Consider the following 12,088-nt stretch of genomic DNA (forward strand, 5'->3'; position numbering starts at 1 on the left):
GCGGCCGCGTCAGGCGGTGGGTTCCCGCGGGGGGCGGGCCGGGAGGGTGAGCACGGCCAGGAAGGCCAGGACGGCGACCGCGGCGAAGAAGTAGAACCCCCACGGATGACCGACCCCGGCGGAGACCAGGGCACCGGTGACCGACGGGCCGACGATGGAGCCGATGCGGCCGATGCCGGACGCCGAGCCGAGCGCGGTGCCGCGGACGGGGGCCGGGTAGAACTGCGTGACGTAGGCGTAGACGAGCACCTGCGCCGAGAAGACGAACACGCCGGTGAGGAAGACGACGGTGTCGAGCAGCAGGTCGCTGTCCATCTTCACGCCGAGACAGGCCAGCATGCCCACCGAGACCGCGAACCAGCCGAGCGTGGTGAGCTTGATGCCGCGCCGGTCGGCGACGAAACCGCCCAGCACCAGGCCGGCCACACCGCCGGCGTTGAGTACCAGGAGCTGGGTGACGGCCGTGGGGACGGGGTATCCGGCGTCGCTCATGAGTTTGGGCAGCCAGGTGTTGAGGCCGTAGACCAGCAGCAGGCCCATGAAGGAGGCGACCCAGATCCCGATGCCGGCGCGGAGGTAGGCCGGCCTGAGCAGTTCGGTGAACGGGACGCGCCCGGTGCCGGGAGCCTCCTTGGCGCGGACGAACGCCTCCGACTCCGGCAGGCGGAACCACTGGACCACCGCGACGGCCAGTCCGGCGGCGCCCAGGACGTAGAAGAGCACCTCCCAGTCGCCGGCCACCCGCAGCGCCAGCAGCGAGGTGATCACGGCGCCGGTGTGGTAGCCGGTCATGGTCAGCGTGCTGGCGCGCGCCCGCCGGTCCGCCGGCATGTGTTCGGCCATCATCGTCAGGGACACCGGCATGCACGCGCCGAGCCCGAGACCGGCGACGAGGCGGAGCGCGGCGAACACCGCGACCGAGCCGGCGAGCGGCACCAGCAGCGTGAAGACCGAGAACAGCACGACCGAACCGATGAGCAGCAGGCGCCGGCCGAGCCGGTCGGCCAGCGGGCCGACCAGCACCGCGCCGATGGCGACGCCGACGAGCGACAGCGTGGCGACGGTGGTCGCGTCCCCCGCGGTCATGCCCAGGTGACGCGTCTTGAGCAGGGTCGGGATGATGGCGCCGAGGACGACGAGGTCGTAGCCCTCCAGCAGGACGGTGATCCAGCACAGGACCACCGTCCACAGGTCGCGTCCGGCGGTGCCGGTTCCCGTGCTGGTGCCGGACGCGTCGGACGAGGCGATGGACGACATGGCGGTGTTCCCCCTGTGAGCGGCTGCGGGAGACGGAGACGGAGGTGGGGAGAGTGCTGCGCAGGTGGTGCTGGGCTCCGGTTCAGAACGGGTAGTCGGCGATGTCCGGCCGCACGGTGAGCCACTGCGTCTCGGTGAACGCCTCGATGTTGGCGGCCGCTCCGCCGAACCGGGAGCCGGTGCCCGACGCCTTGACGCCTCCGAAGGGCGCGTGGGGCTCGTCGCCGACAGTCTGTTCGTTGATGTGGACCTTGCCGGAGTCGATCCGGCCGGCGAGCCTCATCGCCGTACCGACGTCACCGAGGATGCCGACGGACAGCCCGTACTCGCAGTCGTTCACGATCCGCGCGGCCTCCTCCAGCGTGGAGAAACCCATGACGGGTGCGACGGGTCCGAAGATCTCCTCGCGCCACGCCGGCATGTCGGTGGTCAGGCCGGTCAGGACGGTGGCGCGGTACCCGGCGCCCACGATCTCGCCGCCCGCGGCCAGCGTCGCGCCCGCCGCGACGCTCCCGGTCACGATGCCGTGCACCCGCTCCAGCTGCCGCCGGTCGATGACCGGGCCGAGCGCCACGTCCTCCCGGGCGGGATCACCGACGGGCAGCGCACGGGCCTTCGCGGCGAGCGCGCTGGTGTACTCCTCCAGCAGGGACTCGTGCACGAGGTGCCGGCCCGTCGTCATGCAGATCTGCCCCTGGTGCAGGTACGAGCCGAACGCACCGGCCGAGGCCGCCTTGCCCACATCGGCGCCGGGCAGCACCACCAGGGCGTTGTTCCCGCCGAGTTCGAGGTGGGCCCGCTTGAGCAGACGGCCGGCCCGCTCGCCGATGGCCCGTCCCACCGGCGTCGACCCGGTGAACGAGACGACCCGCACCTCGGGGGCCTCGACCACCGCCTCGCCGACCGAGCCGTCGCCCGGGAGCAGATGGAGCACACCGGGGGGCAGTCCGGCCTCCTCGAAGACCCGCGCGATGACGACACCGCCGCTCACCGCCGTACGCGGATCCGGCTTGAGCAGCACCGCGTTGCCCAGCGCCAGCGCGGGAGCCACCGAGCGCAGCCCCAGGAGCAGCGGGAAGTTGAACGGCGCGATCACGCTCACCACCCCGGCCGGGCGGCGGCGGGCGAACGACCAGCGGGGCTCCTCGGACGCCAGCACCTCGCCCTGCGGATGCGTCGGCAGCGCCGCGCACTCGAAGCACTCGCCCCGCGCCAGCCCCACCTCGGAAACCGCCTTGGCCCGGACGGAGCCCGCCTCCCGCACCAGCCAGTCCTCGATCTCGGCGGCGTGCTCGGTGAACAGCTCGCCCGCGCGGCGCAGTACGGCCGCCCGCGCCTGCGGAGGGGTGGCCGCCCAGGCCCGCTGCGCCTCGGCGGCGCGGGCCGCGGCGGGGCCCACCTCCCCGGCCGTGGCCAGACCCACCGTGCCGAGCCGCGCCCCGGTCGCCGGTTCGACGACCGGCTGTTCGCGGGTGGCGTCCTTCCAGCCGTCGCCGAAGAGCTTCCTGCTCCAGACGTCGTCGTCCAGAAGTGTCATCTGATTCCCTTCGTGGAGCTGCCGTGGGACGGGGACTCGCGGAGCGTGCTCAGGAGGGTGTGGTCAGCGCCGTGTCCACCTGGACGAGCCGGGGGCCGTCCGGGTGTTCGGCGAGGACCGCCCGCAACTCGTCCACGCCGTTCGCGTGCAGGGCGGGCACCCCGTACCCCTCCGCGATACGGGTGAAGTCCAGGCCCGGGATGTCCAGGCCCGGCGCGTCCGGCACGCCGAGGAGGCCGCCGAACCAGCGCAACGCGCCGTACGTGCCGTTGCGCAGCAGCACCACGGTGAGCGGGACCCGGTGCCGGGCGGCCGTCCACAGGGCGGTGATGCCGTAGTTGGCCGAGCCGTCCCCGACGACCCCCACGACCGGCCGGCCGGGGCGGCCCAGGGCGACCCCGACCGCGCCGGGCAGGCCGAACCCGAGGCCGCCCGCCGCCGGGAAGTAGTAGGAGCCGGGCCGGCGCAGATCCATCTGGCGCCACCACGAGGAGGCGGTCGAGGTCGACTCCACCACGTACGCGGTGTCGGCGGGCAGTTCGTCCCGCAGGGCCGCGAAGACCTCCTCCGGGTGCAGGCGCGGGCCCTTTGCGGAGCGCGGCGCCGGCACGGGCCGGTAGTCGCCCGCGGGCTCCCCGGACGCGCCCAGCGCCTGCGTCAGCAGCCCGATCACCGCGCCGGGGTCGGCGACCAGCGCCTCGCCCACCGGCGCCCGCGCGGCGGCGGACGCGTCCTCCGTCACCTGGATCAGCCGGGTGCCCGCCGGCAGATACCGTCCGGGCAGGTGTTCGTGGTAGCGGAACACGGGGGCGCCGAGCACCAGCACCAGGTCGTGGCCCTCGAAGGCCCGGCAGACCGGCTCGATGCCGGCGGGGAGCACCCCGCGGAACAGCGGGTGACGGTTGGGGAAGGGCAGCCGGAACAGTGACGGCGCCGCCCACACCGGGCCGCCGAGCCGCTCGGCCAGCCGTACCGCGTCGTCGAAGCACCCGGCCGTGTCGATGTCACCGCCCAGCACGAGCGCGGGCCGCCGGGCGCCGGCCACCGCCTCGGCCAGCCGCCGAGCCTGCTCGCCGGCCGGCACCCCCGCGCGCTCCACCCGGCGGTCCAGCACGGCCGGCGCGTTCTCGCCCGCGTCGGCCGCCCAGTCGTCGTAGGGGACGGACAGGTAGGACGGCCGGCGCTGCAACCGCGCCTCGAAGACGGCCTGGGCGAGCGCCCGCGGCACGTCCTGGGCGCACGCGGGTTCCGCGGCCCAGCCGACGAGCGGCCTCATCAGCGCCGGGGCGTCGACGTTGGCGAGGTTGGCCTCCGGCCCGATGGCCGGCCGCACCTGCTGGCCGGCCACGATCACCAGGGGCGTCCGCGAGGCCACGGCGTTCGTCAGCGCCCCCATCGCGTTGCCGGAGCCGGAGGCGGCGTGCAGATTGACCAGCACCGGCCGGCCCGTCGCCTGGGCGTAGCCGTCGGCCATGCCCACGACGGCACCCTCGTGCAGGCCCAGCACGTACCGGAACCCGTCCGGGAGGCCGGTGAGGAAGGGCAGCTCGTTCGAACCGGGATTGCCGAAGACGGTGGTCAGCCCCTGGCGCTCCAGGAACTCATGGGCGATGCGGCGCACGGACGGCACAGGCCCTCCTTTTGGAAGTGACGCAGCACACGCTAGGGAGCACGCGACCTGGCCACCAATAAAGAGTGGCGGGGCACGATATAGAGTCGATCGATATGAGCAGCTTCGATCTCAACCTTGCCCGGGTCTTCGTGCTGCTCTACGAGACCGGCAGCGTCACGGCCACCGCCGAGACCCTCCACGTCACCCAGCCGACGGTCAGCTACAGCCTCGCCAAACTCCGCCGGCACTTCGACGACGACCTCTTCCGCCGCACCGGCCGCGGCCTGACCCCGACCGCCGGTGCCCGCCGCCTCTACGAACCGCTGCAACGCGCCCTCGCCGACATCGACGGGGCGATCCGCCAGGGAGACGACTTCGACCCCGCGACCATGGCGGGCCGCTTCACCGTCGCCCTGTCCGACCTCGGCGAGGTGACCCTGCTGCCCCGTCTCGTGGCGGCCGCCCGCGCACGCGCCCCCCGGGTGTCCTTCACCGTCCGCGCCCTGGACGTCGACGACGCCGAGGGCCAGCTGCGCCGCGGCGAACTCGACGCGTTCGTCGCCACCCCCGTCCTGACCTCCCACCGCACCGTGCGCATCCCGCTCTTCCACGAGCGCTACGTCGGCATGGTCGCCGCCGACCACCCGCGCGTCCGGGGCACGTCCGTCACCCTCGCCGAGCTGGCTGCCGAGCACCACGCCACGGTGTACGGCCCCAGCGGCCACGTCGTCCCCCGGTCCGTGCTCGCCACCCACGGGCTCCTGGACCGCGCGGCCGTGGACGCCACCCGCTTCTCGATGCTGCCGTACCTGCTGGAACGCACCGACCTGATCGCGATCGTCCCCGAGTACGTCGGGGAGGTCTTCACCGCCTCCCACCGCCTGCGCCTGGTACGGCTGCCGTTCGAGACCGAGCCGATCGAGGTCGCCCTCTACGCCCGGCACGAGGCGTCCCGCAGCCCGTCCCAGCGCTGGCTGGTGCAGTTCATGGCGGAAGTGCTGGGCGAACGGGTCAGCCCGGCCCAACTGCCGCCCAGCGCCTAGGAGATGCTCGGACAGGCCCCGGCCGGGCACCGGCGCGCCACCGCCCGGCCGGTCGTGCCGGCCGGGCGGTGGCGGGTTCGCCGCGTCGCGCCGCCGCTCACCCCGCCGGGTCGAGGACGACCGGCAGCTCCGCCAGGCCCCGGAAGGCCGGGAACGGGACCTCCAGCCACCGTGGCCCACCGGCGGGGCCGGCCAGGGCCATCCGGGGGAACCGGTCGAACAGGCGGGTGAGGGCCAGCTGCGTCTCCAGCCGCGCCAGCGGGGCCCCCAGGCAGTAGTGGCTGCCGTGCCCGAAACCGAGATGGGCGTCCTGCGCGTTGCCCGGCCGCCGCACGTCCAGCTCGTCCGGCGCGTCGAACTTCCGCGGGTCGCGGTTGGCCGCGCTGATCGCGATCTGGACCAGGGCCCCCTTGGGGATCAGCGTCCCGCCGTACTCCACGTCCTCTGTCGCGTAGCGGAACGTCGCGCTCTCCACCGAGCCGTCGTAGCGCACCAGTTCCTCGACCGCCGCACGGATCAGCTCCGGGTCCTCCCGTACGGCCCGCAGCTGGGCGGGATGCGACAGCAGGTGGTGGACGGCGTTGCCGATGAGGTACGCGGTCGTCTTGTGACCCGCGAACATCAGCAGGAACGCCGTGGACACCAGCTCGCCCTCCGTCAGCCCGCCGTCGTTGTCGCGGGCCGCGATGAGCGCGCTGAGCAGGTCGTCGGCCGGACGCTCCCGCTTGGCGGTGACGAGGTCCGTGAAGTAGGCGTGCAGGCCCTCCTCGGCCTGCTGCTGGGCCCGTTTGGCCTCCTCGCCGAAGCCGGTCTGCGCCACCGTGGTGGACAGGTGCTGCATCCGGGCCCGGTCCTCGGGCGGCACGCCGAGCAGATCGCAGATCACGACGATCGGCAGCGGGAACGCGAACACGGGCAGCAGGTCGAAGGGTTCCCGGGTGGGGCACCCGTCCAGCAGGTCCTGGACGATCTCCTCGATCCGCGGCCGCAGCGCCGCCACGCGCCGCGGGGTGAACGCGGAGTTGACCAGCCGGCGCAGCCGGGTGTGCTTCGGCGCGTCGGAGTTGAGCATGTTGTCGTCCAGCGCCACGGAGGAGTCACCGAAGATGCTCCGGTAGGCGTCCATGGCTCCGTACATGTCCTTGCTCAGCCGCGGATCCGACAGGGCGGCCCGCGCGTCGTCGTACCGGGTGATCAGGTACGTCTCGTTGCCGTGCGGGGGTCTCATGGGGCAGACGGGCGCCGCGTCGCGGAGCCGGGCGTAGACCGCGTGCGGATCGCGGCGGAACTCCGGGGTGCACCGCTCGGCCGCGGCGACGGCCTCTTGCGTGGTGGTCACGGACGGCTCCCGAGGTCGAAGAGGGTCTGGGCGTTGCCGCCGAGGATGAGCCGCTGGGACGCCTCGTCGACCGGCAACTTCTCGATCATGTGGACGAAGTCCTCCAGCGGCGCGGCCATCGGCGGGGAGTCGGTGCCGAACAACATCCGTTCCGGGCCCAGCACTTCGGCGTTCAGGCTCAGGTGCGCGGCGCTGAAGGGGCTGGTGTCGACGTACATGCGCCGCAGGGCGGAGGCCGGGTCGGCCGAGGGCCGCAGCGCCGTGGCCGCCGGACGGGCGGTGTCGGGCGCCCGGCCCTTCCCCTCCGGACGAGCGGTGTCGGGCGCCCCGGCCCCGGGCCGCCCGGAGGGCGGCGCGCCCCCGGCCCAGTGCCGGGGGCGCGCCGCCGTCTGCAGGCGCTCCGGCAGCAGCGCCATCGCGCCGCCGCCGGTCGCGCCGATCAACCGCAGACCCGGGTACTTGTCCAGCCACCCCGCGAACGCGATCATGGCCATGCCCATCGTGACGTCGCCGAAGCGGCCGATCTGCTCGACGAACCCGGTCTCGTCCACCCGTTCCGTGCCGGCCGGCTCGGCCGGCGCGTGCACCAGCACCGGCACCCCCGCCTCCGCGGCCAGCGCGAAGAAGGAGTCGGCGCGGGGCGAGCCGAGCAGCTCGCCGTGCACGCTGGACGTGGTGATCAGACCCACGAAGGCCGGGTCCGCGAGGGTCTCCCGGACCCCTTCGAGGTGGTCGTCGTCGCCGAACGGGTTGGCGTACACGTAGCCGCGCAACTGGTCCGGGAACCTGCGGATCAGCCCCGACATCCAGTCGTGGAAGCGGCGCAGCCGGTCGCGGGGCTGGGCGTAGTTGTCGACGCCCGGCACCCGCGCCATCGCGCCGGCCCCGACGGGGCTGCCGATGATCGTGAGGTCGATCCCGGCCTCGGCGCGGGCGGCGAGCATGCCGTCGACGTCGGTCAGGCTCGGGGGCATGGGGAAGCGTTCGGCCGCTTCCGGTGGGGACAGATGCCCGTGGATGTCGATGATCACGTGTCGGTTTCCGGTTTCGGTGCGAGTGCGCGGGTGACCGCGGCACAGTCCTGGTCGCCCAGTCCCTGCTCGGTGGCACGGACGTGGGTCTCCGCCGCGGCGGTCGCCAACGGCAGACTCAGGCCGACTGTCGCCGCCTGCTTGGAAGCGAGCATGAGGTCTTTCGCCATCAGCCGCAGCCGGAAGTCCGGCTCGTCGAAGCGGCCGGCGGCCAGGCGCCGGGACTTGAACGCCATGACCGGCGAGGCGAAACCGCTGCCCGCGATGGTCTTGAGGACCTGCTGCCGGTCGAGGCCGCAGGCCCCCGCCAGTTCGGTCGCCTCGGCCAGGGCCTGCACCTCTATGCCCATCAGCAGGTTGAGGAGCAGTTTCATCCGCATGCCGGACCCGAGTACGCCCAGATGGACGACCTCCTTGCCCAGCGTCTCCAGCAGCGGGCGGGCGGCGTCGAAGACGCGCTTGTCGCCGCCGGCGAACAGCCGCAGCTCCCCGTCGCGGGCGTGGTCGCGGTTGCCGAGCATGCCGACGTCCAGGACCGAGCGCGCCTCACCGGCGATCTGCACCACCTCGTCGGGGGCGACGGTGCTGGCGCAGATCAGGACGCCGGGGTACGGGCCGTCGGCCAGCACGCCGTGCGGCCCGTGCAGGACGGCGCCGAGGGCCTCGCCGTCGGAGACGACGCAGAGGGCGGCGCTCGTGCCCGCGACCGCGTCGGCGGGGTGGCCGGCGACGTGGGCGCCCACCTCGGCGAGCGGTGCGGCGCGGTGCGGGTCACGGTTCCAGACCCGGACCGGCACCCCCTGTTCGAGGAGGCGGCCGGCCAGGCCGGCGCCCATCGTGCCCAGGCCGAGGACGGCGACGGGGCCGTTGACGTTGCCCTTCACGCGGACACCCCCTTGGTCTCCTTGACGACGCGGAACCGCATCGACTGCCGCTGGTCGACCCACTGGCGCAGCGGGGCCACCAGCTCCTGGTGCTCCTGGCTCTGCTGCCAGGCGAAGAAGTCCTCGGCCGACCGCCACTCGCTGGTGATCACCCACTGGCGGGAGTCGTCGACGGGCTCTCCGAGCCGCTCGACGATGTGGCCGGGGGTGTTGGACACGGACTTCCGGAGGTGCTCGTACAGGTCCAGGAAGCCCTGCTCGCCGCCTTCGACGACGCGGACCGCGAAGACGACGTTCAGCTTCTCGGACGACAGGCCGTTGTGGTTGCTGCCCATGTGTCTCCTCCTGAGTGAGATCCGGCAGGACACGACACCAACGGACTCATGTCCCTCTTACGGCCGCAACTCCGAATGGGGGAGGGGCCGGTCGGCACAAGGGGTGCACGTTCCGTCATTAGTCATTTCGAGTGACCGACGGGGGTCGTCCCCGCGGGTGACCCGCCGTACGGCGGCCGGGTGACGGGTCGCCGGAGATGTTCCTCCGGGTGCCGTGACCCGTCCCTCGACGCGCGGCGGCAGCACGCCGTGCGGGCGGGCGACGGCGCTTCGGCGCGAACCCCCGCTCGGCGGGCGGCAATCCGTTCCCCCGCGCGGACAGCGGGCGTCCCAGGCGCGGGGCGCGTTCCGGCGCCGGGCTGTCTCGCGCCCGCCCGGCGCCGCGAGGCATGCTGGGCTGGGCAGGCGCGGAGGTGGTGCGGGCGTGCGGGCAGCGCGGGCCGAGGGGCCGGAGACGCAGCGGCCGGACGGGATGGGGCCGTGGCGCTTCATCGTGTGGTTCGGCGTGGTCAGCCTCCTCGCCGACTTCGTGTACGAGGGGGCCCGCTCGGTCACCGGCCCGCTGCTGGCGTCCCTCGGCGCCTCCTCCCTGGTCGTCGGTGTGGTCACCGGCGCCGGTGAGGCGGCGGCGCTGGGCCTGCGCCTGGTGTCCGGACCGCTGGCCGACCGCACGCGCCGCTTCTGGGGCCTGTCGATCGGCGGCTACGCCCTGACCGTGGTGTCCGTGCCCCCGCTGGGCGTGGTCGGCGTGTTGTGGGCCGCCTGCGCCCTGGTGATCGCCGAACGGGTGGGCAAGGCGGTGCGCTCCCCGGCGAAGGACACCCTCCTGTCGCACGCCACGGCCGCGACCGGACGCGGCCGGGGCTTCGCCGTCCACGAGGCGATGGACCAGGTGGGCGCGCTGATCGGTCCGCTGACGGTGGCGGGTGTGCTCGCGCTGAGCGGGGACGCCTACGGCCCCGCGCTCGGGGTGCTCGCCGTGCCCGGCGTCGCGGTGCTGCTGCTCCTGTTCCGGCTCCGGGCACGAGTGCCCGACCCGGAGGCGTACGAGCGTCAGGCGACGGCCCCGCCCGGGAAACCCGCGCCGGACGGCCCTGCGCCCCCTCGCCGTCTGCCCGCCGCCTTCTGGACGTACGCGGCGTTCACCGCCGTCACGACGGCCGGCTTCACCACCTTCGGCGTGCTGTCGTACCACCTCGTCCGACAGCACCTGATGACGACGGCGTGGGTGCCGGTGCTGTACGCGGCGGCGATGGCCGTGGACGCGGTGGCCGCCCTGGCCACCGGCTGGGTGTACGACCGGACCGGCCCGCGGGTGCTGGCGGTCCTGCCCGTGCTGGCCGCCGCCGTGCCGGCACTGGCGTTCACGCACACCGTCGCCCCCGCCGTGGCCGGTGCGCTGGTGTGGGGCGCGGCGACGGGCATCCAGGAGTCCACGTTGCGGGCGACCGTCGCGGACCTGGTGCCCTCGCCGCGCCGGGCGACGGCGTACGGCGTCTTCGCCGGGGTGGTGGGCGGCGCGACCCTGGTGGGCGGCGCGCTGACCGGGGCCCTGTACGGCTACTCGGTCCCGCTCCTGATCACCGTGGTCACCGCGATCCAGGCCGTCGCGCTCGTGCTGCTCGCCGTCATGGGCGGGGCACGGCGCCACGGTGACCGTGAAGCGCGAGGGGCGCGTTAGGGTCTTTCGTTCGGACCAGGCAGGGCCCGCGAGCCCGGCATGATCCAAACGAGAGACCCTGGGCCGTTCGCGGCGCGTTCAGCGGCTCCGGCGGTGCAGCAGGAGGCCGGCGACCACGGGGCGGTGGTCGGAGGCCGTGGTGTCGGACTCGTGCGCGCCCGTGACGGTGACGTCCGGCGAGACCGCCACGAGGTCGATGCGCTTGACCGGGTCCACCGCCGGGTAGGTCTTGCCGCCGCCCGGGGCCGCGTCGGCCAAGGGCCCCCACAGCCGGGCCAGTTCAGGGGCGTCCGGCTCGGCGTTGAAGTCGCCGAGGAGCACCTTCGGGCCGGAGTCCGCGGCCAGGACGCCCAGCATGTCGTCGACCTGGGCGCGCCGGACCGAGGGGTCCGTGCGGTAGTCCAGGTGGGTCGCGTACACGTGCACCAGGGTGCCGCGGACCCTGACCGCCACCTCGGCGAAGCCCGGCGCGGGGGCCGGCACCGGGTCGGGCGTCTGGGTGGACAGGCGGGTGATCTCGTGGTTCCACGCGCCCCGCACCGGATGGCGGCTCAGTACCGCGACACCGAACTGCCGCCGTGGCGCACCGGGCGTGGCCGGCGGGAGGTCGTAGATCGGCGCGAAGAAGACCCGCATGCCCAGCTTTCCGGCCAGTTCCCGGGCCTCGTCCGTGAAGCCGCTCCGGGCACCCCAGTGCACGTCCACCTCCTCCAGGCCGATCACGTCGGCATCCAGGTCCCGGATCGCGGCCGCCGTGCGGTCGAGGTCGAAGACGCCGTCCTGTCCCGCTCCGGCATGGATGTTGTACGTGGCCACGCGCAACGGCACACGGGCAGCGGCCGGTTCCGCGCCGGTCGCCGCGTCCGCCGCGGACGCGCCGGGCGACGCGGCGCCGAGCACGGCGGTGGCGGCGAGCACGGCGGCGGCCAGCAGGCGCGGAGCGGTGCGTCGGGGCTTGCGGTCCACTGAGTCCTCCCGAGGTGATCCTTGTCGGCCGGCCGGGCGGTACGACTGCCCCGACCCGTCGGAACGGGCGCCGGGTCGCCCTGATGGGTGACGGCCGCCCTCCGTGGTGTGCACCGTCGAGGCACGGCGGGACGGCCCGCAGGACCGCCGTTCCGGTCCGCCCGGCACGGGCGTTGCGACCCCGCCGCCCGCCGCCCGCCGCCCGCCGCCCGCCGCCCGCCGCCCGCCGCCCGCCGCAGCCGGACGACGCGTGCCCACCCCTGCGCAGACCGCGCATCCCGAGCACGACCACGGGGCCCGCCGCGCGTGACAGCCGGTGAGCCTCCTGGAGCGCTGCGGCCGGCTCCCGCTGCCGTGCCGCCGCCCCCGCCGCCGTCCCCGTCCCGCCGCACCCCGCCGACCA

10 protein-coding genes are annotated in these 12,088 nt (G+C 74.2%); 2 read left to right on the forward strand and 8 right to left on the reverse strand.

Annotated elements, in window-relative coordinates; genetic code table 11:
• Positions 1-9 precede the first annotated feature (9 nt).
• The 3 genes from AB0947_RS26645 to mdlC all read right to left on the reverse strand — a co-directional run bounded on the left by AB0947_RS26645 (position 10) and on the right by mdlC (position 4,424).
• On the reverse strand, positions 10-1,257 hold the full coding sequence (locus AB0947_RS26645) for an aromatic acid/H+ symport family MFS transporter (protein WP_366752846.1): 1,248 nt from the start codon (positions 1,255-1,257) through the stop codon (positions 10-12).
• Positions 1,258-1,339: 82 nt separating this feature from the next.
• Complete coding sequence (locus tag AB0947_RS26650) at positions 1,340-2,794, reverse strand: benzaldehyde dehydrogenase (RefSeq protein WP_366752847.1); 1,455 nt, start codon at positions 2,792-2,794, stop codon at positions 1,340-1,342.
• 49 nt (positions 2,795-2,843) lie between these two features.
• On the reverse strand, positions 2,844-4,424 hold the full coding sequence (mdlC, locus tag AB0947_RS26655; RefSeq protein WP_366752848.1) for a benzoylformate decarboxylase: 1,581 nt from the start codon (positions 4,422-4,424) through the stop codon (positions 2,844-2,846).
• Between the two features lie 95 nt (positions 4,425-4,519).
• Between mdlC and AB0947_RS26660 the strand changes: the two genes are divergently transcribed.
• On the forward strand, positions 4,520-5,449 hold the full coding sequence (locus tag AB0947_RS26660; RefSeq protein ID WP_366752849.1) for a LysR family transcriptional regulator: 930 nt from the start codon (positions 4,520-4,522) through the stop codon (positions 5,447-5,449).
• Between the two features lie 97 nt (positions 5,450-5,546).
• Here the strand turns inward: AB0947_RS26660 and AB0947_RS26665 are convergent, their stop codons facing one another.
• Genes AB0947_RS26665 through AB0947_RS26680 form a run of 4 tightly spaced genes read right to left on the reverse strand, consistent with a single transcriptional unit; the run spans position 5,547 to position 9,038 of the window.
• Positions 5,547-6,788, reverse strand: coding sequence for a cytochrome P450 (locus tag AB0947_RS26665; protein ID WP_366752850.1), 1,242 nt, complete (start codon positions 6,786-6,788; stop codon positions 5,547-5,549).
• Positions 6,785-7,819 carry an amidohydrolase family protein gene (locus AB0947_RS26670; protein ID WP_366752851.1) on the reverse strand — a complete coding sequence of 345 codons (1,035 nt, stop codon included), beginning with the start codon at positions 7,817-7,819 and terminating at the stop codon, positions 6,785-6,787. The genes AB0947_RS26665 and AB0947_RS26670 overlap by 4 nt, the downstream gene beginning before the upstream one ends.
• Positions 7,816-8,703 (reverse strand): NAD(P)-dependent oxidoreductase, encoded by an 888-nt coding sequence (locus AB0947_RS26675; protein ID WP_366752852.1) that lies wholly within the window; start codon positions 8,701-8,703, stop codon positions 7,816-7,818. The genes AB0947_RS26670 and AB0947_RS26675 overlap by 4 nt, the downstream gene beginning before the upstream one ends.
• Positions 8,700-9,038, reverse strand: coding sequence for an antibiotic biosynthesis monooxygenase family protein (locus AB0947_RS26680; protein WP_366752853.1), 339 nt, complete (start codon positions 9,036-9,038; stop codon positions 8,700-8,702). The genes AB0947_RS26675 and AB0947_RS26680 overlap by 4 nt, the downstream gene beginning before the upstream one ends.
• A gap of 424 nt (positions 9,039-9,462) precedes the next feature.
• On the opposite strand from AB0947_RS26680, the gene AB0947_RS26685 reads away from it, so the two are divergent.
• Positions 9,463-10,719 carry an MFS transporter gene (locus AB0947_RS26685; RefSeq protein ID WP_366752854.1) on the forward strand — a complete coding sequence of 419 codons (1,257 nt, stop codon included), beginning with the start codon at positions 9,463-9,465 and terminating at the stop codon, positions 10,717-10,719.
• Between the two features lie 78 nt (positions 10,720-10,797).
• On the opposite strand, the gene AB0947_RS26690 is transcribed toward AB0947_RS26685, so the two are convergent.
• Complete coding sequence (locus tag AB0947_RS26690) at positions 10,798-11,685, reverse strand: endonuclease/exonuclease/phosphatase family protein (protein ID WP_366752855.1); 888 nt, start codon at positions 11,683-11,685, stop codon at positions 10,798-10,800.
• Between the last annotated feature and the right edge of the window lie 403 nt (positions 11,686-12,088).

The sequence above is a fragment of the Streptomyces sp. NPDC047841 genome, assembly GCF_040704085.1.
GTDB classification, from domain to species: domain Bacteria; phylum Actinomycetota; class Actinomycetes; order Streptomycetales; family Streptomycetaceae; genus Streptomyces; species Streptomyces argyrophylli.